Below are 23419 nucleotides of genomic sequence, written 5' to 3' on the forward strand. Positions count from 1 at the left end.
CGTCAACCTACAGGATGAGGCCGGCGGCTACTGCCCGTTCATGGCAGAGCTTCAACACCGCCCGGCGCTCGTCATTGTCCATCCGCCCCCAGCGGCCAATCTCCGCCACGGTACGCTGGCACCCGGTGCAGACATCCTGCTCGTCCAGCGCACAAATGCTCACGCACGGCGAGGCTACCGGCCGCTCTACAACATCACTCATCATCAATCACCAGTTCCTGCGCATAACGCCGGGCATTATGCACATAGTGCGCGGCGCTGGCTTCGAGCATTCGCTTTTGCTGCTCGGTCAATTCACGTACCACCTTGCCCGGCGAGCCCATTACCAGCGACCCATCAGGGATTTCCTTGCCCTCGGCGATCAATGCATTGGCGCCGATGATGCAGTGCTTGCCGATGCGCGCGCCGTTGAGAATCACCGCATTGATACCGACCAGGCTGTAGTCGCCCACCGTGCAGCCATGCAACATGGCGTTGTGGCCAACGGTCACGCCCTTGCCCAAGGTCAGCGGCGAGCCCATGTCGGTGTGCATCACCGTGCCATCCTGCACGTTGCTGCCCTCGCCAATGTCGATCAGCTCGTTATCCCCGCGCAGTACCGCGCCAAACCATACGCTGGCATCGGCCTGCAGGCGCACGTTGCCAATCAGTGTGGCGTTGGGTGCGGCCCAACTGGTGGGGTGGCTCTCGACCCGCAGGTCGCCCAGGCGGTATTTCATGCTTGCTCCTCAGGCTGGAACGCAGACGGCGGGGTTGGCCCCGCTCAGTTTTCGATGTAACGCTCAGGGGGCTGGTGCAGGCTGATGCCGGCATCGAACAACAGGTTGACCAGTTCCACGATCATGATCGCCGACAACCCCCAGATCTTGTATTCGCCATAGCGGTAGCTGGGCACATACCAGCTGCGCCCCTGGTAATCGATACGGTGGGTATGGTCGCGCGGGTCCTGGCGGAAGAATTCCAGCGGCACGGTGAATACTGCCGCGATTTCGGCGTCGTTGGCGCGGTATTCGACGAAGTCGGGAATAACCCCGACGAATGGCGTCACTTTGAGGCCGTGCAGCGAAATCAGCGGGCTGAGCGGGCCGATCACTTCCACCAGCCCCGGCGGCAGGCCGATTTCTTCTTCGGCTTCACGGAGCGCGGTGAACACCAGGTCCGGGTCTTCCGGGTCGCGACGGCCACCGGGAAAGGCCACTTCGCCACCATGTGTGGACAGGCCCTTGGCGCGCAAGGTAAGGACCAGTTCGGGCGCTTCGCTGCGGGTAATGGGCAAAAGAACCGCCGCTTCAGGGAACCGCCGGTCGGTTTCCAATGACGCGGGTTGGTGGTTGCTCATTCGGCGAAGTAGCTCGTCCAGCATTGCGCACACTCGTATCCAAGGCCTGCCTTGCATGATGCACCAAAGCCGCGAAGCACCCAAGCCCCTGCGCTTGCGGCGGCCTTGCCGGCGCGCCAAGATAGCCCCAAGCAAAAGGACCTACACATGAAATTCTGCAGCGCGTGCGGCCAGCCGGTCATACAGCAGATCCCCGAAGGCGACAGCCGCCTGCGGTATGTCTGCGAGTCTTGCCAGACCATCCACTACCAGAACCCCAACATCGTTGCTGGCGTGTTGCCAACCTGGGGCAGCCAGGTGCTGTTGTGCCGGCGTGCCATCGAGCCCCGCCGGGGCTATTGGACCTTGCCCGCCGGCTTCATGGAGAACGGCGAAACCCTCGACCAGGCCGCCCGTCGCGAAACTGTCGAGGAAGCCTGCGCCCGGGTCGGGTCGATGAGCCTGTACCAGCTGTTCGATTTGCCGCACATCAACCAGGTGCACGTGTTCTTCCGCGCCGAGCTGGCGGACCTTGCCTTTGATGTGGGTATCGAAAGCCTGGAGGTGCGCTTGTTCGAAGAACATGAGGTACCGTGGGGCGAGCTGGCTTTTCGCACCGTCACGCGCACACTAGAATGCTACTATCGCGACCGCATCGGGCATCACTACCCCATTGGCCATGAGTACCTGCCGCCGATGAACGTCTCGACCACGACCTCTACATAGAAAAGCCTTCAGGGATACCGTTACATGCGTTGGTTGCTTGCCCTTTTCTGCCTTTGCGTTACCTCGGTGTCCCAGGCGGCCTTCACCGAGACCATCATCCGCAAGCCCGTACCGGCAGCGCAAACGCCTTCGCCTTCGCAGCAGGCCATGCAACCGCTGATCGACAAGGTGCTGGTGATCAAGTCCGAGCGCCGCCTGCAGCTGATCAGCCGTGGCGAGCCGCTGAAAACCTACCGCATTTCCCTGGGCAAGCAGCCCAAGGGCGCCAAAGAGCGCGAAGGCGACAAAAAAACCCCCGAAGGCCTGTACTGGCTGGACTGGCGCAAGCAAAGCGACCGCTTCAACCTGGCCATGCACATCAATTACCCGAACGTCAGCGACGCCGCCCGTGCCACCCGCGAAGGGGTGAGTGCCGGCAGCATGATCATGATCCACGGCACGCCGATCAACGACGAATACCCGGAATGGTACTTCCATACCCTGGACTGGACCGATGGCTGCATTGCCATGCGTAACCGTGACATGCAGGAAGTGTGGGACCTGGTGCGGGATGGGACGTTGATCGAGATTCGGCCTTAGCCCTACAAGCAAGTACCCGCTTCGACAGGTTTACCAGCGCAAGTCGCGTTGCCCTGCCAACGCCTGCGGCCCCAGCCACTGCGCCCCTCGCAACAAAGGCGTCAACGCAGCCTCCGGTTGCAACTCGAATACCAGCTGCGCCCGACGACCTGGCAGGTCAGCATCCACCGCCAACTGATGCTGCCCCTGCTGCGCCAGTTGGCCACGCAGGCGCCAGCCACTGCGGCAGTCCATTTCCAGCCAGCCCTGCCCCAGGCCCAGCGACCAGGGTTGGCTCAGTGCCAGATCACTCACTGTTACGCGGCCTTCGCTGGCCAGGCACCGGCGCCCTACCCCGCTCAGGTGCACTGCGCCCTGCCACTGCCCAGCCAAGCGGTAATCAGCCGCCACCGTAGCCTGGGGCCTCATGGCCGCTGCTTCCAGCCGCCAACGCCAAGGCCAGCCTTCGGCACGCAGCTGCCAGGCTTGCCCTTGGAACCCCAGCTGCGCAGTGGCCTGCATGCGCCAAGGCTCCACCGACCAACGCAATGGCCCGACTGGCCCCAACTGTTGTGCGTGACCTTGCCACAGGCTGCCACGGGCATCCTGCATTGGCAGGCCGAGCCCGCGCGCCACCCAGCTAGCAGGTAGCTCCACCAGCAGTGTCACGGCGAACACGAGCAGCACCCACGCCGCAGCTTTACGGCTCATGGCTGCATCACCAGATCGAAGCGCAACACCTTGCCATCCTGCTCCAGCCCCCATTGCAGCGGCTGTACGCCTTCGGTGCGCAGGGCCTGCAACCAGTCTTGCAGCGCCCGCTCATCGGCCACCTGCCCGCGCATGTGCCAGGTTTTGCCTTGTTCATCAACCTCGGCCAGCGCCACCCGCCGCGCCTCGGCCGACTGCTTCAAACGCTCCATGCTCAAGCCAGGGCCACCTTGCAAACTGGCGGCTTGTTCAGCCAACCCTTGCCACTGACTGAGTTCGCGCCATTGCGCCAAGCCACCGCGCAGGGCCAGGAAGGCCAGCAACACGGCAATCAACAACCAGGCGAACTTCAACCGATGACGTTGCATCCAGTCACGGTTCATAGGGCTGCTCCCAAGTCGAAGATCACTTCGCCACTTAGCACCTGCACGGCGGCGCCCGCTGCGCTGGCCATGTCTTGCCAAGGTGGCGCGGCCCCCTCGCCCGCCAACCGCACGCGCCAGCGCTGGCCATCGAAGCGCACGGCTTGCAGGCGCCAGCCGGGGTGATCCCGCAGCCACGCCTGCAACGTTGCCTGCAAGTCTTCGAGCTGGCGTGTGCGCACTTGCTGTTGCAACCCACTTTCACGCAGGCGCTTGAGGGCCTGAGCGGCATGCCGTGGGCTGGCCTGTTCGCCTGTCACGGCAATGACCTGGGCCCGCCAGAGTTGCGCCTGGCGCCATTGCTGGCTCAACCACAGGCTGCCCCATACAGTCGCCAGTACCAGGCAAGCAGCCAACAGCCGTTGCTGCGGACGCGAAACGGCAGGCAATGAAGGTGCCTTGCGGCCACGCTCGAACAAGCCAGGCAGCGAAGCGAGGGGCGCCAGCGCACTTGGCCAGTCGCCACTCAGTGGCACCTTTTGCAGGTGTGCCCAAGGTTGCTGCGGCATTTCTTCCAGTGCATCCGGCCACGCCAGCCAGTGTTCCTGTTCGTCTTCGCCCAACCCTTTGTACAAGGACATGCCGGGTGGGCGCTGCCAGTGCCAGGCAGTGCCTGCTTCTACCGCAGGTAGCAACTGCAGCTCTGCCCAGCAACGCTCCACTTGCAGGCCCCATGCGGCACACTGCCCACGCCAGCCCTCCAGTTTCTGGCGTGCCACAACCAGCAGACGAAGGTACCCGGGTTCTCGGGCCAGGCAGGCACAGGCCACTTCGTCCGGCGGTTGCAGCAAGCAGTCCTCAAGCAGCAACGACCACTCTTCACGCTTGAGCCCCGGTGGAGCCGGTACGCGGAAGCAGCTGCACGCCTCGGCAGGCAGAATCAGTGCAACCCGGGCTTGCAGGTTCGCCGGTGGCTCACCCTGCCCTTGGCGCTGCACGATGCCGCCCTCGGTCAGTGCCCAGTGCCAGACAACGCCGGGGCGCAGCAACAACCACGGCTGAGCCGGCGTTCGTCGCCGCCATTCAAATTTCATGAGTGCCCCCACGGGAGGGCGAAAGTGCAGACATAGGGTGCTCCATCACGCTGCAATTCCAGGCGCACACCACGACCGGGATGCGCGGGCTGGTCAGAAGGCCAGGTCAGCCAGCGGCCGCCCTGGTAATAAAGGACATTCATCACGCTGACCCGGTCGAGGTGTTCGCGTTGTATCCAGCGCGGGGCGGCGGCCGCGTACAGGTCGGCCGAGCTTTCCAGCAGCAGGCGTTGATCGCGGGCCTCAAAGCGCAAGCGTTGGCGCTGCAGGCGCGATCCGCCCTCGGCCTCTGGCAGGCCGGTGGCGGCGACCCATTGCAATTGGTGGCTTGCCGGTTGCCAGTCCAGCCAGCGGCTGGTCAAGGGCAGGCGCTGGTCATAGACCCGGCGCAGCACCGGGCTGTCGAAGCGACGCTCCAAGGCCAGGCAAAAGTCCAGCACCGAGGTTTGTTGGCTGGTGACCTGAAGGCGTTCGCGGACCTTGAGCCAGCCGTTGACCAAAGCGGCGAGCATGATGCCGAGCAAGGCTGTCAGGGCCAGGGCGACCATCAGCTCGATCAGGGTCAAGCCAGCCTGGCGGCGCTTCATGGGCGCTCCAGAAACACGGTGTACTGGCCCAGCGGCAGGCGCTGGTCACGGTCGGCGAACAGTTGCAGCTCGCCCCGGCGCAAGTCGCGCACGCCGGTGCGGCGCAGTTGCAATTGCCAATGGCACGGCTGGCCGCCCTGGTTCAGCTCGCCGTTAGCCTGATTGGCGGCAGGCCAGAACTGCTCGACAGCGAAGCGGGTTTGCAGCTCACGCGCGCACAGCAGGCCAAGGCGATGCTGCTGCAGGTTGTCCTGCACGGCCAGGCGCTGACGCAGGACCTGGCTGGTGATCACCGCCAGCACAGCAGCGATCGCCAAGGCTACGGTCACCTCCAGCAAGGTGAAGCCACGCTGACGTTGCTTCATGGCGCCACCTGCAAGCGACCATCGCGGCCCCAGGCCCATTGCTGGCTGCCATCGGCCCAGCGCCAGATCACGCTGCCCGGCTGTGCCCAGCCATGCGGCGTGAACACCAGGCGCGGCTGCGGGCTGACGGGCCAGTCCGGGTGCAGGCCTTTGGGCCAGTCGCCCACCGCAACGGCTTCGACGACCCAGGCATTGCCCTCGCGCCGCACAAACTCCGGACGCGGGCCATTCCAGCGCAGCCCGCGCAGTTGCCCGGTATGTCGGGCCAACGCGGCCTGCGCTCGGGTTTCGGCCGCCAGGCGCTGCAACGCCTGGTCGACATTGGCTTGACCGCTGCCAAGCCCCGCCACCGCCAGGCCCGTCATCAGGCCGGCGATGGCCAGCACCACCAGCAATTCGATCAGGCTGAAGCCCCGCTGACGGCGCACCTTTACAGTTCCCAGTTACCCAGGTCGGCATCCTGGCCTTCCCCCCCGGGCAGGCCGTCCGCGCCCAGCGAGTAAACATCCACCCGACCATGTTCACCGGGCATGCGGTACTGGTACGGAGTGCCCCACGGGTCTTCCGGCAGGCGGCGCACATAACCGTCGTTGCGCCAGGCCCGTGGCAGTGGTTCCTGGCTCGGCTTTTTCACCAGTGCGGCCAGGCCCTGCTCGCTGCTGGGGAAACGCAGGTTATCCAACCGGTACATGTCCAGCGCCTGCTCCAGGGTGGCCAGGTCGGCCATCACTTTCTGTTTCATGGCCTTGTCCTGGTTGCCCAGCACGCTGGGCGCGACCACGGCGATGAGCAGGCCGATGATGAAGATCACCACCATGATTTCCATGAGGGTGAAACCGCGCTGGCGGTTGCGTCGATGCAGCATGGCAAAACTCCTTGTCGTCACAGTTGCAGGCCCTGGTTGAGTTGCATGATCGGCAGCAGCACCGCCAGCACGATGAACAGCACCACGGCGCCCATCACCAGGATCATCAGGGGTTCGAACAGCGCCATGGCGGTATCCACCTGGCGGGCAAAGCCGCGCTCCTGGTCGTCGGCCACGCGTTCGAGCATGTCGGCCAGGGTGCCGCTAGCCTCGCCGCTGCCGACCATGTTCACCAGTAGCGGCGGGAATTGCTGGCTGGCATCCAGCGCTCGGTGCAGGCTGGTGCCGCCTTGCACTTGCTGGCGCACCTGCTCCATGGCCAGCCGGATGCGCCGGTTGCCGACGGTTTCGGTGGCTACTTGCAAGGCTTCGAGCAGGGCCACGCCACTGCCACTGAGAATCGCCAGACTGCGCGCCAGGCGGGCGCTTTCCAGCACCTGCAGCAGGCTGCCGATGCGCGGCAGGCGCAGCAGCAACTGGTCGCGGCGCAAGCACCAATGCGGCTTGCGCAGCAACCAGCCGCCGAGCACGCCAAGCATCAACGCTACCCCCAACAACCACGGCCCGGCGTGTACCAGCCCCTGGCTCAGGCCGATCAGCAGCGAGGTGATCAGCGGCAGGCTTTGCCCCGCGTGGGCGAATTGTTCGGTGAGTTTGGGCACGACGAAGGTCATCAGGCCGACGACCACGGCAAGTGACACACCCATCAATACGGTGGGGTAGATCAGCGCAGTACGGGCTTTGTGCTGCTGGCGCTGTACCTGCTCCAGGTGGTCGGCCAAACGTGTAAGCACCTGTGCCAGGCGCCCGGAACGCTCGCCGGCCTCGACCAGTGCGCAATACAAACCCGTGAACGGCGCCCCCTGGCGCGCCAGGCTGCGAGCCAGGCCCAGGCCTTCGGCGAGCGATCCACGCAGGGCCACCAGCACACTGTGCAGGGCGGGCTGGCGCAGTTGGCGTTCAAGGGTACCCAGCGCATCGACCAAGGGGATGCCAGCCCCGATAAGGGTCGCCAGCTGGCGGGTCAGTTCACAGAGCTGGGCGCGGCTTAAACGCTGGCGCCTGGCTTGCCGGGCTCCGGCTTCCTGGCGCTGCAACTGTCGGGCGAACAGGCCCTGCTCGCGCAACAACTGGCGTGCATGGCGCTCGCTGTCGGCTTGCAGGCTGGCTTTGTGCGCTTTGCCGGCGAGGTCGACGGCCTGGTAGCGATACGTCGGCATGCCTTAACCCTGCACCACACGCAGCACTTCGGCCAGGCTTGTCTCGCCACGGGCAAGGCAATCACTGGCCATCGCCACCAGGCTCTGGCGACGCTCGGCCAGGTAATCCTGCATGGCCAGTTCACTGGCGCCGTCGTAGAGCAGACCAATCAACCCGGCATCCAGCTCGATGAATTCGTACAGGCCCAGGCGCCCGACATAACCGCTGCCCTGGCACTGTTCGCAGCCAACCGCGTGGTAGCTGCTGCCCAGTGCCGCCAGTTCTGGCCACAGCTCACGCTCGGCAGGTTGCAGCGGGTACGACACGGCGCAACGGCACAAGCGCCGTACCAGGCGCTGGGCCAGCACACCACGCAGGCACGAGGCGATCAGGAACGGCTCGATGCCCATGTCACGCAGACGGGTTACCGCCCCCACGGCGCTGTTGGTGTGCAGGGTGGACAGCACCAGATGGCCGGTGAGGCTGGCCTGTACCGCGATCTGCGCGGTTTCCTGGTCGCGGATTTCACCGAGCATGATCACGTCCGGGTCCTGGCGCAGGATGGCGCGCAGGCCACTGGCAAACGTCAGCCCGGCACGCGGGTTTATGGCTGTCTGGCCAATGCCGGCAATGGCGTATTCGACGGGGTCTTCGACCGTGAGGATATTGCGGCTGCCGTCGTTGAGGCTATTGAGGCTGGCGTACAGGGTGGTGGTCTTGCCCGAGCCGGTCGGGCCAGTGGACAGCACGATGCCATTGGGACGCGCCAGGCAACTGCGCAGGCCCTGTAACACGGCGGGCGGCATGCCCAGGTTATCCAGCGCCAGCAGGCTGGCCTGCTTGTCGAGCACGCGCATGACCACCCGCTCGGCATGAATGCCGGGCAAGGTCGAAACCCGTACATCCACTTCACGGCCTGCTGCACGCAAGGTGATACGGCCGTCCTGGGGCTGGCGCTTTTCGGCGATGTCCAGGCGCGCCATGACCTTGATCCGCGACACCAGCATGGCCGACAGCGCTCGCGGTGGGCGCAACACTTCACGCAGGTGCCCATCGATCCGCAGGCGCACCACCAGGCTCTGCTCGAAGGTTTCGATATGGATGTCCGAGGCGCGCAGGCGCAGCGCCTGGCCAAACAGGCCATTGATAAGACGGATGACCGGGGCTTCGTCATCGCTTTCCAGCAGGTCTTCGATACGCGGCATCTCGCTCATCAGGCTGTCCAGGTCGACCTGGTCACCAATGCCTTCGATCAGCGCTTCAGTGGCGGCATCACCCACCTCATACAACTGGCCCAGGCGCTCGTCGAACACGGCCGGTTCCAGATATTCCAGCGCACTGGGCTGGCCATGTACACGCAGCAGCTCCTGCAACTGGGCGCTGTCGGCATCGCGCCGTAGCCACAGCTGCCAGCCCTCGGCCGCCGGGGCCATGGCCACCCCGCTTTGCCGTGCCTGGCGATAAGGCAGCATCACCAGTCACCGCCTTCCAGGCGCGCGCGGCTGGCGGGGAATACCTGCAACAAAGGGGTGCCCTCGGCCAGGTCCGGCAGTTGCAGCGGCGTGGTCTGCTGCAAGGTGCGGTACTTGTCTTCGCTAAGCCCGGCCAGGCTTGGCCCGTCCCGCAAGATGCGCGGGCGGATGAACACCATCAGGTTCTGCTTGGTGTTTTTGGTGGCGTCGGAACGGAACAGCCGGCCCAGGTAAGGGATGTCACCAAGCAGCGGCACGCGCTGGTTGCTGGTGCTCAGTTCGTCGCTGATCAGGCCGCCGAGGATCACCAGGCCGTTGTCCTCGACCATGACCTTGGTCTTGATCTCGCGCTTGTTGGTGATCACATCGCTGGCCGCGCTGGATTCGGCGATCGATGACACCTCCTGGACAATGTCCAGGCGCACGCTGTTGTCGACGTTGATCTGCGGCTTGATGCGCAGCTTCACCCCGACCTCTTTACGTTCGATGGTCTGGTACGGGTTGGCGTTGTTCTGTGTGACCGAACCGGTGACAAAGGGCACCTCCTGGCCGACCAGGATGGAGGCCTCGGCGTTGTCCAGGGTCAGCAAAGTAGGTGTGGACAGCAGGTTAAAACCACTCTTGCCCTTTAGCGCATTGACCAACATGGCGAAGTTGAACCCGCCGCCGAAATGGCCGATGCCCGCCATGGCGCCGGTAGTGGCGGACAGCAGGTCGCCAAGCGCCTCGTTGTCGCCACTGGCAGCCGCCCCGGCGATGTTGGCGATGTTCACCCCGTTGCTGCCGAAGTTGACGATGCCGGCACCGAACTTTTCGTCGGCAAACAGCCATTGCACGCCCAGCTCCTGGGCGCTGCTATCGGACACCTCGGCAATGATCGCTTCCACCACCACCTGGGCACGGCGAATGTCCAGCTGCTCGACGATGGCGCGGTAGGCGGCCAGCTCGCTGTCTGGGCCGACCATGACCACAGCATTGGTGCCTTCTTCGTATTCAAGGCGAATGCCCGGGCCACCACTGGTAGCCACCGCGGGCCTGTCCTTACCCTCACCTTCACCCGCCCCTTCAGCCGGCACCACACCTTCCTGGCTGAGCCCGCGTAACACCTTGACCACTTCACCGGCATTGGCATGGCGCAGGTAAATCACCTGGGTGCTGCCATTGCCAGGCGCCTCTTGCGGGCGGTCGAGCTGGCGCAGCAGGCTGGCGATGCGGTCGAGGTTACTGCGCCAGTCGGTGACCACCAACTGATGCGCTGCCGGGTACGGGGTGATCACCCCAACGCGTGGGTCGATCAGGGGTTTGAGGATACCCAGCACCTGTTCGTTGGCGGCGTTGCGCACATTGAATACACGGGTGGCCACGCTGTCGCTGCCTTCACCCTGCTGCCCGCCCGCCTCCACCGGCACCGGTTCCAGGCGCGCGGCCTGGTCGGGGACGATCTTCACGCTGCCGTTGGGCAGGTCGACAGTGGCATAGCCTTGGGCGCGCAACTGCGCGAGGAAGATGTCGTAGATGGCATCGGCGTCGTGCAGGTCGACGGTGCGCACAGTGACCTTACCCTTTACCCGGGGGTCGACGATGAACGTCGTGCCGGTGATACGCGACACGCTGTCGATGAACTCGCCCAGTTCGGTGTCGACGAAGTTCACCTCGTACATTGGCGTACCGTTGTCATCGAACACCGGCTCTTCGGCGCAGGCCAGGGACAGCACCAGGCTCAGCGCAGCAGCCACGCAGTATCTAACAGGCATCGTTCATCCTTGCCGCTTGAAGCCGGTCACGGCGGGGCGTGGCGGCCAGGGCAGGCGTTCGCGCCGCCCCTGGTTGTTGAAAATCAGGCCATCACTGTCGATGTCCTGCAGCACGATCCCCGGCGCCAAGCGTTGGCCACGCGCCAGCGTGCGTACTTGCTCGCCGTAGCGCAGCACCACCACGCTGGAGGCCAGTGGCTCAGCCTTCAGGCCCCCGAGGTATTGCAGTGGCAGGCGGGTAACGGCGATTGCACCGTCGTCGATGGGCGCCTGCCAGTGACCGACCATCAGCCCAGGCAACGGAGCGACAGCCACCGCAGGTGCTGTCGCCGGTTGTGGCTGGCGGCTCAGTTGCAGCACGCACTGGGCGGCCAGCCAGCCTGCCAAGGTCAGGCCTGCGCACGAGAGCAGGCGCGAAGCCAACGTCACGAAGCCAACTGCCGTGGGTGCCAGCCCGGGTGCCCCTGCACATAGCGCACGTCTGGCCATTGCAACGGCACCAGTTGCCAGCCGGGTGCCTGACGGGCAAGCCAGGCTTCAACCCGCTGCCACAGGGGCTCGCCCGCCTGGCTTTCAAACTGCAGGCCAAAAGTGCGGCACAGGCCCTGCACCGGCTCCAGCCCGGTGATGCGCTTGCCTTGCGGGCTGTAGCTGACCCCCCAGGCCTGGCTCTGCCAGCGTGGCAGGTCTTGGCTGTTGTCCAGCAGTAGCGGGTCGCCGAACAGTTGCTCTGCGGCGTTCTCCAGTACTTGCTCCACCTGCCGGGCCGGCGCTTCGACCACCGGGGCCGGGTAGCCACCGGTCAGGCTGATCAGGTGTTCGCGGGTAATGGGGGCACCCGCGGGCAGCGGGTAGTCATAGCGCAGGCCCGGCAGCAGCACGGGCATGCTGCTGTCATCGGCCAACGCTTGATGCAGCAAGCGGTCCCAACTGCCGCCACGGGTGTCGCGGCGCCACAAAGCCTGTGGCGCACGGGCCAGCGGTTGGTCGAGCCAGGCCGCATGGCCGGCGCGTTGCTGGCGCAAGGTAGCCTGGAGCTGCCCCACCCGCAGTTGCGCGGCGGGTGACAGTTGCTGTTCGAACGCCGGGAAGAAACGCCCATCGAATTGCCATGCGCCAGCCATTCGCTGACAACGCAGGCGGAAGACGCCGCTGCCCCGACAGCCGGCGAACAACACCGGCACGCGCCGGCCACTCGCCTGGGTGACCTCGACCGGCGCCGGCCACAGGTCCTGGCCACGGGCGCACAACAACACGTCGATTTGCGGCACCCGCTCGGCCAGCCACAAGCCAGGGCCTGTGCCGACGTCGGCCATGGCTACCACCAGGTCGGCTTCGCGCCGGGCTTGCTCGAACACGGGTTGTAATGATTGGTACCACAGTTTCAGGGAGGCTTTCTGGTCCTGGGCATAAGGGTCGGTCACGCCGACCACGGCAACGCGGGCACCGCCGCGCTCGAAGACGTGCAAAGCCTCCAGCCCCAGTGCCTGACGTTGCGCGTCCGCCAGCCCGGCGCCCAAGGTAATGGCGCTAGCCTGGCGATACAGCCCATGGCTACGCTGCGGCCACAGCACGCGTTCATCGCTGCTGACACGCACCTCACTGCCCAGCAACTGGCTGCCTTGAACGCCACTTTCGCCTTGAGTCAGGTAGGCCAGCCCACTGCCATTCCAGCCCTGGCCGTTTTCCAGGGTCAGGCTGTTACCTGCACCGGCCTCCCCCCGCAGTTGTTCCAGCAGCGCCGCCAGCACGGCAAAACCGCCCAGCTGGGCTGCACTTGCCTGGCTGGCATCGAGCAACGGCGCCAGTTGCGGGTAGGCCAGGCTGGCGCTGCTGCCGGTCATCCAAGGCGCGCGGCCCAGGTGGCTGACCGGCCCCAGGCGAGTCGCCGGCACCACCGCCTGGCCGGGTTGGCGGGCATCGAGGGTATCGGCCACGTACAGCAGGTCGAGGTGGGCGTTGCCGCCCTGCTGTACCGGGAAAGCAGAACAGGCGCCGAGCAGCGGGGCCATGGCCCCGACACCCATCCAGCTGATCACTTCGCGCCTGTGCATGCTGCTTGCCATCGAACCCGCCATCCTTATCCATGTTCATTCAGGGCTCCGGATGTTGCGGCGTTGGCATTACAGTTTGATGGCAGAATTCCGACAATCATTCCAAATCGATCTGTCAGCGTATGTTCTAAGAGCGGGCCGTTTTAAAACGCCGTTAACATTTCTGCCAATGAATCATCATATTTGCGCACTAAAGTCGCGGTTTCCTCTAACTCAGCCAACATAAGGACACCCTGATGAGTCGAGATACCGGCGACAACCTGGACCGGAACCCAAGCGGCAACCTGCCGATGGCCAACGTCATGGACGCCTACCTCAGCCGCCGCAGCGTGATGCGCGGCAGCCTGGGCGCCGCCATCGCCATGATCGCCGGTACCGGCCTGACAGGCTGCTTCGACGGTGGTGGTTCCGATCACGATGATCCGGTCACCGAGCCACCGGTGACCGAGCCGCCTGTTACCGAACCAGAGGTACCGAAACTGGCGCTGGGCTTCCAGTCCATCCCGGGCTCACGCACCGACGCCTGCGTGGTGGCCGCCGGCTACAGCGCCTATGTACTGGCGCCGTGGGGTACGCCCATCAACAGCAATGGCAACCCGTGGAAGTCCGACGGCAGCAACACCTCGACCGACCAGGCCAATGCCATGGGCATGCACCATGACGGCATGCACTTCTTCCCCATCAACGGCAGCTCGGAAGACGGCTTGCTGGCGATCAACTTCGAATACATCGACACCGCCGCCCTGCACCCGGCCGGCCCCACCACCGACGTGAACGGCAAGCGCCCGGTCGAAGAAGTGCGCAAGGAGATCAACGCCCACGGAGCTGGCGTGGTGCGCCTGCAGAAAATCGGCGGACGCTGGCAGGTGGTCGACAACGACCCGCTGAACCGCCGCTTCACCACCGCCTCGCGCATGGAAATCACCGGCCCGCTGCGTGGCACCGACCACGTCAAGACCAAGTACTCCACCGCCGGCACCCATTGCCGTGGCACCAACAACAACTGCGGCAACGGCTACACCCCGTGGGGCACCTACCTGACCTGTGAAGAGAACTGGCCGGGTATCTTCGTCAACAAGGGTACCCGCCCCGAAGACCAGCGCCGCATTGGCGTGGGCACCTCCAGCGGCCAGTACAAGTGGGAAACCGCTGCCGGTGACAGCACCGAGGTGGCCGACGAGTTCGCCCGTTTCGACGTCACCGTCAAAGGCGCCAGCGCCACCGACGACTACCGCAACGAAGCCAGCACCTACGGCTACATCGTCGAAATCGACCCGTACAACAGCAGCACCCTGGCCACCAAGCGCACCGCACTGGGCCGCTTCCGCCACGAGGGCTGCGCCCCAGGTCTGCCGGTCGCCGGCAAGCCGCTGGTGTGGTACATGGGTGACGACTCGAACAACGAGTACCTCTACAAGTGGGTGTCCACCGCGGTGTGGGACGCCGCCGACGCCAACCCGGCCGACCGCCTGGCCACCGGTGCCAAGTACCTTGACCAGGGCAAGCTCTACGTGGCCCGCTTCAATGCCGACGGCACCGGCGTATGGCTGCTGCTGGATGTGAACACCGCTACCACTAACGGCAGCACCCTGGGTGCGCTGTATGGTGACTTGCCAGGCATCATCCTGAACACCCGTGGCGCCGGCGATGCCGTGGGCGCAACGCCGATGGACCGTCCGGAATGGACCACGGTCAACCCGCTGAACGGCGATGTATACCTGACCCTGACCAACAACAGCGCGCGCACCCCGGAAAAGGTCGATGCGGCCAACCCGCGCGGCCCGAACCGCCATGGCCACATCATTCGCTGGCACGACAGCGACGACCAGTTGAGCTTCACCTGGGACATCTTCGTGTTCGGCGCCAACGCAGCCGGTACTGCCGATATCAACCGTTCCGGCCTGACCGAACTGAACCAGTTCGCCAGCCCCGACGGCATGAGCTTCGATAGCCGTGGCGTGCTGTGGTTCGAGACTGACAACGGTGAAAGCACCCTCACTGATTACACCAACGACCAGCTGCTGGCAGTGATCCCCACCGACCTGGTAGACGCCAGCGGCAAGCAGGTGCCGGTGAACGCGCAGAACCAGGTGGACCTGCGCCGCTTCTTCGTTGGGCCGAATGAATGTGAGGTGACCGGGATTACCTTTACGCCGGACAACAAGACGCTGTTCGTGAACATTCAGCACCCGGGGAACTGGCCATATACCGACAAGGCGACCGACGCTACGCCGGCTGGGACTACGGTACGGCCGCGGGCTTCGACGGTGGTGATTCAGCGTATTGATGGCGGGGAGATCGGGACTGCCTGATCGACCTGTGCACGGGGGCCGCTTTGCGGCCCTTTCGCGACACAAGGCCGCTCCTACAGTGGGTACGCGATCTCTTGTAGGAGCGGCCTTGTGCCGCGAATGGGCTGCACAGCAGCCCCGGCAACCTCAAGCCCTACCAAGCCATCGGCTCGCGGCTGCGCACCCGCACCTGCTGCGCCGGCCCCCGGGAAACTGCCCAATCACCGACCAACCATTTCTTCAGAAGTGGAACCAGCTGAGTGCGTCAACACCAAGTCGACTGCGGATTTGGTCTGCGTGCGCTCTGATATTGGATATGTCTCGCTCATAACTCAGACGTTGTTCGGTGCCTTCTACCAAATATGAAAGATTCTGACTAAAGTTTTGCTCGTGCCGATTCATGTCAATAAGTTGCTGATACAGAGACTCTGCCTGAGCGAGGTCAAGTGGCTGTAGTCCCGCAGCTTCATGGCGGGGCGGAGTTCGAGCCCCGTTGGCCAATGGCAGCTGTTGAGCTGTACTACCCGCTGGTGCAAGACGGTTAGCCAGATACACTGTACCCTGCTGAGCCATAGGGTTTCTCAGTGTTTGCCTAACAGGTTGTGTTGGCATATGGGCTTGTGTTTGTTGCCGCTGTTGTAGTCTGGCACGCAGTGCCTCCACACGCTGTTCTGCAGTCTGCCGCGGAGCCCTTTGTGCCTCTGCCCTTCGTGATTGCTGCAATAGCTTTTGCGGTACTTTACGCAGACCACTTAGATCCGCGTGACCACTTGGATCCAGCCCCATGACTGGATCTCCTGAGCAGTAGCTATAAGCATTTGGCCCGCCAGCACCAAAAGGACTCCAGCCATCAGGTGAAAGAAATCGCCTCAGGGCTGGGCTGTAAGCCCGATAACCATTGCCTAGCACGTAGGTGCCGGAGCGGCAGTCTTCTCGCTCACCATTGTAGCCAAGCATGAATGCCGAGCTAGCTTGGTTTTGGTGGTGCCCGTAAGGGCAATAGGCACGCAGAGCTACTGACACAGGGTTTTGCCTCGCAAGACGGTGAGCTGAAGTTTTGGTCTTTCCGAGGCCAGGCGCAACTAGCAAGATTATCAGTACACGCTGCTGGTTTCAGCTCACGATCACAGGTTCTGAATACCGTGCAATTCCTGAATGTGACTGGCTTGCCAGCGAATAGGCTGCACAGCAGCCCCGGCAACCTCAAGCCCTACCAAGCCATCGGCTCGCGGCTGCGCACCCGCACCTGCTGCGCCGGCACCCGGGCATGCCATTGCACCACCCCCAACGCCTCCACCTGGAATTCGCTGCGTATCGCCCGCCCCTCTTCCTCGAACGACAACTGCAACAGGAAATACCCGCTGTTCAGCAGCAACCCTTCGCTCAGCCGTTCGAACGTTTCGTCATCCACCGCCCCCAACGCCTGACGCAAGGCACCTGCATCCACATACCCCGACGCCGGCCGCCCGCTGATGATGCGGCTGAGCAACGAGCGCGAATAGCGCCCTTCGTATAACGCCTCCAGCAGCGGCAAATGCTCCAGCCCAAGCGCATTGGCGTTCAGGCGCCAACCGGTCACCTGCGGCAAGGCACACAACATCGGATAGCGGCCCTGCCGACTGGCGTCCGGCTCCAGCAGCAGGTTCAGCTCGCTGGTGTCGAGCATCGGCTGGTTGGCCGCCAGGCGTGGTGGCTGCTGACGCAGGTACTGGGCGCTTTCGGCGCCTTGCAGGCGGGTATCGCTATCGGCGTCGAGCCAGTCGGCCAGCGCATCGACCAGCCGCTCAGCCGCCATGTCGTCGCCTAGCAAATAGCGCAACTGACGCTCGGCTCGCTCGCCATCAGCACCTAGCAGCGCATTGACGTTGAAGCAGGTGTGCTGGTCGCGCACCCGCAACTGCGCCTGGCCAGCGCCAAAGTCATAGTTCAACGGCTGCCCACGCAGGGCCTGCCAGAACAATGGGCTAAGCCGCCAGGCGGGATCGCGCAGGGCTTGCTCGGCGTAGGCCAGGCCGGCCTGCTCCATGGCCCGCGCTTGCACCCGCTGGTGCAACAGGCGCACTTCATCCACCTGACGCCGGCCGTCTTCCACCAGCCAGGCCATACCCGCCGCCAACATTGCCAGCACCACCATCACCATCAACAGGGCCGCCCCCCGCTGTTGCCTGCCACCCATCCGTGCGTGCCTCGCTCGCAGAATAAAGACGCCAGTCAACACGCGGTGTGTTGCAGGTAGATGGCAATGCCCGTCCGTCATGTGTACGTCATCTACACGAGGCAGGATTAGCCTTCCTTTTCATGACCTTACAGGAGTGGTCGCAATGGGTGGCATTGGAATCTGGCAACTGGTGATCGTACTGCTGATCGTATTCCTGCTGTTTGGCACCAAGCGCCTCAAGGGCCTGGGCAGCGATGTGGGTGAGGCGATCCAGGGTTTTCGCAAGTCCATGGGCGGTGACAACGATGTCAATGCCGCTGGCCAGGCTCAGGTACAGCAGCAGGCGCCGCTGAACGGCCAGGCCACACAGCAGCCTCAAGCGGATCGTCAGGCCTGATGTTCGAGGTAGGCTTCAGCGAGTTGCTGTTGGTCGGCATCGTCGCGTTGCTGGTGCTGGGCCCGGAACGCCTGCCGGTGGCGGCGCGTACCCTGGGGCGCGGACTGGGCCAGGCGCGCCGGGCCATGCACGCCTTGCGCACGCAGGTAGAACGCGAAATCGACATGCCGAACCTCGACAGCGCCCCATTACAGCGCCTGGAGCAGGAGATCCGCCAAGGCATAAGCCTGAACGCGGAGCCGGCCAATGATGCAGCCACGGTCGCCCAGCCCAAGGAAAACGCCTCATGAGTATTGCCATGGACCCGGCGGCCAGCATGCCGTTGACCGAACACCTGCGCGACCTGCGCAAACGCCTGGTGCGTTGCCTGGCACTGGTGGCATTGGTGTTCGCCGGCCTGTTCCCCTTTGCGCAAACGCTGTACACGCTCATTTCCGAACCACTGCGGCGCTTTTTGCCAGAAGGCGCGAGCATGATCGCTACCAGCGTCACCTCGCCGTTTCTGACACCGTTCAAACTGACCGCGATGTGTGCGCTGTTCGTGGCCATGCCGCTGCTGCTGCACCAGGCTTGGGGCTTTCTGGCGCCGGGGCTGTACCGCCGTGAACGGCGCATTGCCCTGCCGCTGCTGGTGTCGAGCATCGTGCTGTTCTATGCCGGCATGGCCTTCGCGTTCTTCCTGGTGTTTCCGATGATGTTCGGCTTTTTTGCCAGCGTGACGCCGGACGGCGTGGCGATGATGACCGACATCAGCCAGTACCTGGACTTTATCCTGGCGCTGTTCCTGGCGTTCGGGCTGGCGTTCGAGATCCCGGTGGCGACGTTCATCGTGGTCTGGGTGGGGTTGGCCGATGTGGCCACGTTGCGGCGCAGCAGGCCCTACGTGATTGTCGGGTGCTTTGTGGTGGGGATGATATTGACGCCGCCGGATGTGTTTTCGCAGACGATGCTGGCGGTGCCGATGTGGGTGTTGTTCGAGGTGGGGTTGCTGGCTTGTGGCTGGTTGAAGCGGCCGGTGCCTGGCAAGGACATTGTGGCTGGCGTGTAGGGCCTATTCGCGGGCGTGCCCGCGAATGGCCTTGATGCGGTCTAGAACTCGGCGAGCCGCCAGGCTTCATAGGCTGGCGTCTCGTACGGGTGGCTCTGCTTGAGCGCAGCGACGACCTGAGATATCAGATCGTCAGTCACCACCAGCTCCACCTTCCACTCTTCCACCACCTCGACCTGGCCGGCTTGCCCGAGGAACGGCTGACTGCCGTCCAGCGGGCGGAACTGGCCCTGGCCGAGGGTTTGCCAAGCGCAGTGGTCATAGTCACCGATGCGCCCGCCACCGGCGGCGAACACGGCGGCCTTGACCACTTCGAGATGGCTGTCGGGGACGAAAAAGGCGAGCTTGTACACGCCTTAGTTCACCCACACCCGTGCGTTGCGGAACATACGCATCAGCGCGGCATCTTCCTGCCACTCGTCCGGGCGCCACGAGTTCTGCACGGCGCGGAACATACGCTCCGGGTGCGGCATCATGATGGTCACACGGCCGTCGCGGCTGGTGAGGCCGGTGATACCACGCGGCGAGCCGTTCGGGTTGGCCGGGTAGGCTTCGGTGACCTTGCCGTGGTTGTCGACGTAGCGCAGGGCCACGCAACCGGACACGTCGGCTTCCAGCAGTGCCGCTTCGTTGGCGAACTCGGCGTGGCCTTCGCCGTGGGCGATGGCGATCGGCATGCGCGAACCGGCCATGCCCTGCAGGAAGATCGAGTTGGACTTCTGCACCTCGACCATGGCCACACGCGCTTCGAACTGCTCCGAGCGGTTACGCACGAAGTGCGGCCAGTACTCGGTGCCCGGGATCAGCTCGTGCAGGTTGGACATCATCTGGCAACCGTTGCACACGCCCAGGGCGAAGCTGTCGGTACGCTCGAAGAAGGCCTGGAAGGCGTCACGGGCACGGGCGTTGAACAACGCCGACTTGGCCCAGCCTTCACCGGCACCCAGCACGTCACCGTACGAGAAGCCCCCGCAGGCGACCAGGCCCTTGAAGGCCTCGAAGTCGACACGGCCCGCGAGGATGTCGCTCATGTGCACGTCGATGGCGGCGAAGCCGGCACGGTCGAAGGCTGCGGCCATCTCGACCTGGCCGTTGACACCCTGCTCGCGCAGGATGGCCACTTGCGGGCGCACGCCCTTCTTGATGTACGGTGCGGCGATGTCGTCGTTGACGTCGAAGCCCAGCTTTACCGACAGGCCCGGGTTGTCTTCCTCGAGCAGCAGGTCGAATTCCTGGTCCGCGCAGTCGGCGTTGTCGCGCAGGCGCTGGATCTGGTAGCTGGTTTCAGCCCACTGGCGCTGCAGCATGCGGCGGTCATCGTCGAACAGCACTTCGCCGTTCAGGCTGATGGACACTTCACCGTTGTTGACCGGCTTGCCGATCACCGCGACGCAACCTTCGCCCAGGCCAGCGGCGCTGAACTGTGCCAGTACGTCAGGGGTAGCATCCTGGCGAACCTGGATGACTGCGCCCAGCTCTTCGTTGAAGAGGATGGCTGGCACGTCGCCCTTGCTGTCGGTCAGCGGGTCGAGGTGCAGGTCGAGGCCGCAGTGGCCGGCGAAGGCCATTTCCAGCACGGTGGTGACCAGGCCGCCATCGGAACGGTCGTGGTAGGCCAGCAGGTGGCCGTCGGCGTTCAAGCCCTGGATCACGGCGAAGAAGGCCTTGAGGTCTTCAGCATCGTCGACGTCCGGTGCCTGGGCAGCGATCTTGCCGTAGGTCTGGGCCAGGATCGAGGCGCCCATGCGGTTCTTGCCACGGCCCAGGTCGATCAGGATCAGGTCGGTCTCGCCCTTGTCCATGCGCAGTTGCGGGGTCAGGGTTTTACGGATGTCGGTGACCGGGGCGAAGCCGGTGATGATCAGCGACATTGGCGAGGTAACGCTCTTCTCGCCGCCCTCATCGCTCCATTTGGTCTTCATCGACATCGAGTCTTTGCCGACCGGAATGGTGATACCCAGCTCCGGGCACAGCTCCATGCCGACAGCCTTGACGGTGTCGTACAGGCGGGCGTCTTCACCCGGGTGGCCGGCGGCGGACATCCAGTTGGCCGACAGTTTGATGTCGGACAGCTTCTCGATGCGCGAAGCGGCCAGGTTGGTCAGGGTTTCGCCGATGGCCATGCGGCCGGACGCCGGGGCATCCAGCAGCGCCAGCGGAGTACGCTCGCCCATGGCCATGGCTTCACCGGTGTAGACGTCGAAGCTGGTGGCGGTAACGGCGCAGTCGGCCACCGGTACCTGCCACGGGCCGACCATCTGGTCGCGGGCAACCAGGCCGGTGATGGTGCGGTCGCCGATGGTGATCAGGAAGCTCTTGCTGGCCACGGCCGGGTGGCTAAGAACGCGCTGGACGGCGTTGTCCAGGTCCAGCTTGCTCGGGTCGAAGTCATCGCCCAGCTCGGCTTCACGGGTAACCGAACGGTGCATGCGTGGGGGCTTGCCCAGCAGCACGTCCAGCGGCATGTCCACCGGGGTGTTGCCGAAGTGGCTGTCGCTGACGGTCAGGTGTTGCTCTTCAGTCGCTTCACCCACTACGGCGAACGGGCAGCGTTCGCGCTCGCAGATGGCCTTGAAGCGCTCGAAATCGACGGCGCTGACGGCCAGCACGTAACGCTCTTGCGATTCGTTGCTCCAGATTTCGTGCGGGGCCATGCCCGGCTCGTCGTTGGGCACGTTACGCAGTTCGAAGCGGCCGCCACGGCCACCGTCGTTGACCAGCTCAGGGAAGGCGTTGGAGATACCGCCGGCGCCAACGTCGTGGATGAAGGCGATCGGGTTGGCGTCGCCCAACTGCCAGCAGCGGTCGATGACTTCCTGGCAACGGCGCTCCATTTCAGGGTTTTCGCGCTGTACCGAGGCGAAGTCCAGGTCTGCCGAGCTGGCACCGGTCGCCACCGACGAAGCGGCGCCGCCGCCCAGGCCAATCAGCATGGCCGGGCCGCCGAGCACGATCAGCTTGGCGCCGACGGTGATCTCACCCTTCTGCACGTGGTCTTCACGGATGTTGCCCATACCACCGGCGAGCATGATCGGCTTGTGGTAACCGCGCACTTCTTCGCCGTGCGGGGTGTTGATGGCCTGCTCGAAGGTACGGAAGTAACCGGTCAGGGCCGGGCGACCGAATTCGTTGTTGAACGCCGCGCCACCCAGAGGGCCTTCGATCATGATGTCGAGGGCGTCGACGATGCGCTCAGGCTTGCCGTAAGGCTGCTCCCATGGCTGCTCGAAGCCCGGGATGCGCAGGTTGGACACGGTGAAGCCGGTGAGGCCAGCCTTGGGCTTGGCGCCACGGCCGGTAGCACCTTCGTCGCGGATTTCACCACCGGAGCCGGTGGAGGCACCAGAGAACGGGGCGATGGCGGTCGGGTGGTTGTGGGTTTCCACCTTCATCAGGATGTGCACCGGCTCCTGCACTGCGCCGTACTGGCGGGTTTCAGGGTTCGGGAAGAAGCGGCCGGCCACGTTACCGACGATGACCGAAGCGTTGTCCTTGTAGGCGGACAGCACGCCTTCGTTGTGCATCTGGTAGGTGTTCTTGATCATGCCGAACAGGCTCTTTTCCTGAGCCTGGCCGTCGATGTCCCAACTGGCGTTGAAGATTTTGTGGCGGCAGTGCTCGGAGTTGGCCTGGGCGAACATCATCAGTTCGATGTCGTTCGGGTTGCGCTTGAGGCCCTGGAAAGCGTTGACCAGGTAGTCGATCTCGTCTTCGGCCAGGGCCAGGCCCAGGTCGATGTTGGCCTTGGCCAGCGCGTCGCGGCCACCGGCCAGGATGTCGACCGAGGTCATCGGCTTGGGCTGGGCGTGGCTGAACATGTCGGCCGCCTGCTCCAGCTGGCCCAGCACGCGCTGGGTCATGCGGTCGTGCAGCTCGGCGGCGATCAATGCAGCGTCAGCATCGCTCAGGGTGCCGGCCACGTAGTAAGCGATGCCGCGCTCAAGGCGCTGGATCGACTGCAGGCCGCAGTTGTGGGCGATGTCGCTGGCCTTGCTGGCCCACGGCGAAATGGTGCCCAGGCGCGGCACGACCAGGAACAGGCGACCGGTCGGCTCCTGTACCGGCACACTCGGGCCGTACTTGAGCAGACGGCCCAGCACCTGCTGCTGGTCGGCGGTCAGTTCGCCATCAACATCGGCGAAGTGGGCGAATTCGGCATACAAACCAGTAACAGCGGGGACTTTCTGGCTCAGTTGCTCGAGTAATTTACCGTGGCGAAAGGCAGAAAGGGCAGGAGCGCCGCGCAGGATCAACATCGTCGGGACAGCCTCAGGAAGGGGTGTGCTTAGAGGCCGTGCATTCTAGCCTAATTCGATGGCTTTCGGCACCCGCTCTACGCCACGGCTGCCGGGCGGTGGAACCGGACTTTCGGGTCAATATTTCGGGTGCTCGCCTCAAGAGGTTTATGGCCTGTGAGATCGAGCGCCGCGCGGGCGGCGCTCGATCTCACAGGCGCCAC

General features: G+C 64.4%; 25 protein-coding genes. 6 read left to right on the forward strand and 19 right to left on the reverse strand.

The genetic code is table 11. The features are described from left to right. Window positions 1-7 precede the first annotated feature (7 nt). The 3 genes from FHW75_RS08620 to FHW75_RS08630 are packed head-to-tail and all read right to left on the reverse strand — an operon-like array spanning window position 8 to window position 1363. Window positions 8-205: a DUF1289 domain-containing protein gene (locus FHW75_RS08620; protein WP_027609560.1), complete on the reverse strand. Its 198-nt coding sequence runs from the start codon at window positions 203-205 to the stop codon at window positions 8-10. Beyond that, window positions 195-719, reverse strand: coding sequence for a gamma carbonic anhydrase family protein (locus FHW75_RS08625; RefSeq protein ID WP_025753749.1), 525 nt, complete (start codon window positions 717-719; stop codon window positions 195-197). The genes FHW75_RS08620 and FHW75_RS08625 overlap by 11 nt, the downstream gene beginning before the upstream one ends. 44 nt (window positions 720-763) lie before the next feature. Then, the gene (locus FHW75_RS08630; protein WP_019098705.1) at window positions 764-1363 is read right to left on the reverse strand and encodes a CoA pyrophosphatase; all 600 of its coding nucleotides are present in this window, start codon (window positions 1361-1363) and stop codon (window positions 764-766) included. Window positions 1364-1486: 123 nt separating this feature from the next. On the opposite strand from FHW75_RS08630, the gene FHW75_RS08635 reads away from it, so the two are divergent. Further along, window positions 1487-2044 (forward strand): NUDIX hydrolase, encoded by a 558-nt coding sequence (locus FHW75_RS08635; RefSeq protein ID WP_019098704.1) that lies wholly within the window; start codon window positions 1487-1489, stop codon window positions 2042-2044. A 24-nt stretch (window positions 2045-2068) separates the two neighbouring features. Beyond that, window positions 2069-2623 carry a murein L,D-transpeptidase family protein gene (locus FHW75_RS08640; RefSeq protein WP_016713010.1) on the forward strand — a complete coding sequence of 185 codons (555 nt, stop codon included), beginning with the start codon at window positions 2069-2071 and terminating at the stop codon, window positions 2621-2623. A gap of 30 nt (window positions 2624-2653) precedes the next feature. On the opposite strand, the gene FHW75_RS08645 is transcribed toward FHW75_RS08640, so the two are convergent. Genes FHW75_RS08645 through FHW75_RS08700 form a run of 12 tightly spaced genes read right to left on the reverse strand, consistent with a single transcriptional unit; the run spans window position 2654 to window position 13078 of the window. After that, window positions 2654-3313, reverse strand: coding sequence for a type II secretion pathway protein GspN (locus tag FHW75_RS08645; RefSeq protein WP_019098703.1), 660 nt, complete (start codon window positions 3311-3313; stop codon window positions 2654-2656). Continuing rightward, on the reverse strand, window positions 3310-3696 hold the full coding sequence (gspM, locus tag FHW75_RS08650; RefSeq protein ID WP_025753750.1) for a type II secretion system protein GspM: 387 nt from the start codon (window positions 3694-3696) through the stop codon (window positions 3310-3312). The genes FHW75_RS08645 and gspM overlap by 4 nt, the downstream gene beginning before the upstream one ends. Beyond that, the gene (gene gspL, locus FHW75_RS08655; RefSeq protein ID WP_183673498.1) at window positions 3693-4769 is read right to left on the reverse strand and encodes a type II secretion system protein GspL; all 1077 of its coding nucleotides are present in this window, start codon (window positions 4767-4769) and stop codon (window positions 3693-3695) included. Before gspL ends, gspM begins: the two co-directional genes overlap by 4 nt. Further along, window positions 4766-5356: a prepilin-type N-terminal cleavage/methylation domain-containing protein gene (locus tag FHW75_RS08660; protein WP_025753752.1), complete on the reverse strand. Its 591-nt coding sequence runs from the start codon at window positions 5354-5356 to the stop codon at window positions 4766-4768. Before FHW75_RS08660 ends, gspL begins: the two co-directional genes overlap by 4 nt. Further along, a complete protein-coding gene (locus tag FHW75_RS08665; protein ID WP_019098314.1) occupies window positions 5353-5721 on the reverse strand; it encodes a type II secretion system protein GspI in 369 nt (122 codons plus the stop codon). The genes FHW75_RS08660 and FHW75_RS08665 overlap by 4 nt, the downstream gene beginning before the upstream one ends. After that, a complete protein-coding gene (gene gspH / locus FHW75_RS08670; RefSeq protein ID WP_025753753.1) occupies window positions 5718-6149 on the reverse strand; it encodes a type II secretion system minor pseudopilin GspH in 432 nt (143 codons plus the stop codon). Before gspH ends, FHW75_RS08665 begins: the two co-directional genes overlap by 4 nt. Before the next feature lie 2 nt (window positions 6150-6151). Beyond that, window positions 6152-6586: a type II secretion system major pseudopilin GspG gene (gene gspG / locus FHW75_RS08675; RefSeq protein WP_019098381.1), complete on the reverse strand. Its 435-nt coding sequence runs from the start codon at window positions 6584-6586 to the stop codon at window positions 6152-6154. 17 nt (window positions 6587-6603) lie between these two features. Beyond that, complete coding sequence (gene gspF, locus FHW75_RS08680) at window positions 6604-7806, reverse strand: type II secretion system inner membrane protein GspF (RefSeq protein WP_016713018.1); 1203 nt, start codon at window positions 7804-7806, stop codon at window positions 6604-6606. A 3-nt stretch (window positions 7807-7809) separates the two neighbouring features. Then, the gene (locus FHW75_RS08685; protein WP_183673622.1) at window positions 7810-9258 is read right to left on the reverse strand and encodes a GspE/PulE family protein; all 1449 of its coding nucleotides are present in this window, start codon (window positions 9256-9258) and stop codon (window positions 7810-7812) included. Beyond that, complete coding sequence (gene gspD, locus FHW75_RS08690) at window positions 9258-11012, reverse strand: type II secretion system secretin GspD (RefSeq protein WP_174244665.1); 1755 nt, start codon at window positions 11010-11012, stop codon at window positions 9258-9260. Before gspD ends, FHW75_RS08685 begins: the two co-directional genes overlap by 1 nt. Window positions 11013-11015: 3 nt before the next feature. Next, window positions 11016-11441, reverse strand: coding sequence for a general secretion pathway protein GspB (locus tag FHW75_RS08695; protein ID WP_161989705.1), 426 nt, complete (start codon window positions 11439-11441; stop codon window positions 11016-11018). Next, window positions 11438-13078 carry a hypothetical protein gene (locus FHW75_RS08700; RefSeq protein ID WP_027609557.1) on the reverse strand — a complete coding sequence of 547 codons (1641 nt, stop codon included), beginning with the start codon at window positions 13076-13078 and terminating at the stop codon, window positions 11438-11440. The genes FHW75_RS08695 and FHW75_RS08700 overlap by 4 nt, the downstream gene beginning before the upstream one ends. Window positions 13079-13302: 224 nt before the next feature. Here FHW75_RS08700 and FHW75_RS08705 point away from each other — a divergent pair, with 224 nt between their 5' ends. Beyond that, window positions 13303-15378 carry a PhoX family phosphatase gene (locus FHW75_RS08705; RefSeq protein ID WP_161989703.1) on the forward strand — a complete coding sequence of 692 codons (2076 nt, stop codon included), beginning with the start codon at window positions 13303-13305 and terminating at the stop codon, window positions 15376-15378. 219 nt (window positions 15379-15597) lie between these two features. On the opposite strand, the gene FHW75_RS26990 is transcribed toward FHW75_RS08705, so the two are convergent. Both FHW75_RS26990 and gspK read right to left on the reverse strand, forming a co-directional pair. After that, complete coding sequence (locus tag FHW75_RS26990; protein ID WP_311648606.1) at window positions 15598-16380, reverse strand: RHS repeat-associated core domain-containing protein; 783 nt, start codon at window positions 16378-16380, stop codon at window positions 15598-15600. A gap of 187 nt (window positions 16381-16567) precedes the next feature. After that, on the reverse strand, window positions 16568-17533 hold the full coding sequence (gspK, locus tag FHW75_RS08715; RefSeq protein WP_016713024.1) for a type II secretion system minor pseudopilin GspK: 966 nt from the start codon (window positions 17531-17533) through the stop codon (window positions 16568-16570). Between the two features lie 145 nt (window positions 17534-17678). Between gspK and tatA the strand changes: the two genes are divergently transcribed. From tatA to tatC, 3 genes are read left to right on the forward strand one after another with little or no spacing between them, the layout of a single operon-like run. Beyond that, a complete protein-coding gene (tatA, locus tag FHW75_RS08720; protein ID WP_025753757.1) occupies window positions 17679-17912 on the forward strand; it encodes a twin-arginine translocase TatA/TatE family subunit in 234 nt (77 codons plus the stop codon). Then, window positions 17912-18202 (forward strand): Sec-independent protein translocase protein TatB, encoded by a 291-nt coding sequence (gene tatB / locus FHW75_RS08725; protein WP_025753758.1) that lies wholly within the window; start codon window positions 17912-17914, stop codon window positions 18200-18202. Before tatA ends, tatB begins: the two co-directional genes overlap by 1 nt. Next, on the forward strand, window positions 18199-18960 hold the full coding sequence (tatC, locus tag FHW75_RS08730) for a twin-arginine translocase subunit TatC (RefSeq protein WP_019098097.1): 762 nt from the start codon (window positions 18199-18201) through the stop codon (window positions 18958-18960). The genes tatB and tatC overlap by 4 nt, the downstream gene beginning before the upstream one ends. Before the next feature lie 41 nt (window positions 18961-19001). On the opposite strand, the gene FHW75_RS08735 is transcribed toward tatC, so the two are convergent. After that, the gene (locus FHW75_RS08735; RefSeq protein WP_183673501.1) at window positions 19002-19313 is read right to left on the reverse strand and encodes an NGG1p interacting factor NIF3; all 312 of its coding nucleotides are present in this window, start codon (window positions 19311-19313) and stop codon (window positions 19002-19004) included. A gap of 3 nt (window positions 19314-19316) precedes the next feature. Then, window positions 19317-23216 (reverse strand): phosphoribosylformylglycinamidine synthase, encoded by a 3900-nt coding sequence (purL, locus tag FHW75_RS08740; protein ID WP_016713029.1) that lies wholly within the window; start codon window positions 23214-23216, stop codon window positions 19317-19319. Between the last annotated feature and the right edge of the window lie 203 nt (window positions 23217-23419).

The sequence above is a fragment of the Pseudomonas sp. OG7 genome, from assembly GCF_014192825.1.
Lineage (GTDB): Bacteria > Pseudomonadota > Gammaproteobacteria > Pseudomonadales > Pseudomonadaceae > Aquipseudomonas > Aquipseudomonas monteilii.

Excerpts from the sequence above, each read along its gene's own strand:
- gspD (WP_174244665.1), bottom strand. The coding sequence starts at position 11,012 with ATGCCTGTTAGATACTGCGTGGCTGCTGCGCTGAGCCTGGTGCTGTCC.
- FHW75_RS08700 (WP_027609557.1), bottom strand. The coding sequence starts at position 13,078 with ATGGCAAGCAGCATGCACAGGCGCGAAGTGATCAGCTGGATGGGTGTC.
- FHW75_RS08645 (WP_019098703.1), bottom strand. The coding sequence starts at position 3,313 with ATGAGCCGTAAAGCTGCGGCGTGGGTGCTGCTCGTGTTCGCCGTGACA.
- tatB (WP_025753758.1), top strand. The coding sequence starts at position 17,912 with ATGTTCGAGGTAGGCTTCAGCGAGTTGCTGTTGGTCGGCATCGTCGCG.
- FHW75_RS08640 (WP_016713010.1), top strand. The coding sequence starts at position 2,069 with ATGCGTTGGTTGCTTGCCCTTTTCTGCCTTTGCGTTACCTCGGTGTCC.
- tatA (WP_025753757.1), top strand. The coding sequence starts at position 17,679 with ATGGGTGGCATTGGAATCTGGCAACTGGTGATCGTACTGCTGATCGTA.
- purL (WP_016713029.1), bottom strand. The coding sequence starts at position 23,216 with ATGTTGATCCTGCGCGGCGCTCCTGCCCTTTCTGCCTTTCGCCACGGT.
- FHW75_RS08685 (WP_183673622.1), bottom strand. The coding sequence starts at position 9,258 with ATGCTGCCTTATCGCCAGGCACGGCAAAGCGGGGTGGCCATGGCCCCG.
- gspL (WP_183673498.1), bottom strand. The coding sequence starts at position 4,769 with ATGAAATTTGAATGGCGGCGACGAACGCCGGCTCAGCCGTGGTTGTTG.
- gspG (WP_019098381.1), bottom strand. The coding sequence starts at position 6,586 with ATGCTGCATCGACGCAACCGCCAGCGCGGTTTCACCCTCATGGAAATC.
- FHW75_RS08625 (WP_025753749.1), bottom strand. The coding sequence starts at position 719 with ATGAAATACCGCCTGGGCGACCTGCGGGTCGAGAGCCACCCCACCAGT.
- FHW75_RS08660 (WP_025753752.1), bottom strand. The coding sequence starts at position 5,356 with ATGAAGCGCCGCCAGGCTGGCTTGACCCTGATCGAGCTGATGGTCGCC.
- FHW75_RS08630 (WP_019098705.1), bottom strand. The coding sequence starts at position 1,363 with ATGCTGGACGAGCTACTTCGCCGAATGAGCAACCACCAACCCGCGTCA.
- tatC (WP_019098097.1), top strand. The coding sequence starts at position 18,199 with ATGAGTATTGCCATGGACCCGGCGGCCAGCATGCCGTTGACCGAACAC.
- FHW75_RS08705 (WP_161989703.1), top strand. The coding sequence starts at position 13,303 with ATGAGTCGAGATACCGGCGACAACCTGGACCGGAACCCAAGCGGCAAC.
- gspK (WP_016713024.1), bottom strand. The coding sequence starts at position 17,533 with ATGGGTGGCAGGCAACAGCGGGGGGCGGCCCTGTTGATGGTGATGGTG.
- FHW75_RS08665 (WP_019098314.1), bottom strand. The coding sequence starts at position 5,721 with ATGAAGCAACGTCAGCGTGGCTTCACCTTGCTGGAGGTGACCGTAGCC.
- gspF (WP_016713018.1), bottom strand. The coding sequence starts at position 7,806 with ATGCCGACGTATCGCTACCAGGCCGTCGACCTCGCCGGCAAAGCGCAC.
- FHW75_RS08635 (WP_019098704.1), top strand. The coding sequence starts at position 1,487 with ATGAAATTCTGCAGCGCGTGCGGCCAGCCGGTCATACAGCAGATCCCC.
- FHW75_RS08620 (WP_027609560.1), bottom strand. The coding sequence starts at position 205 with ATGATGAGTGATGTTGTAGAGCGGCCGGTAGCCTCGCCGTGCGTGAGC.
- gspM (WP_025753750.1), bottom strand. The coding sequence starts at position 3,696 with ATGAACCGTGACTGGATGCAACGTCATCGGTTGAAGTTCGCCTGGTTG.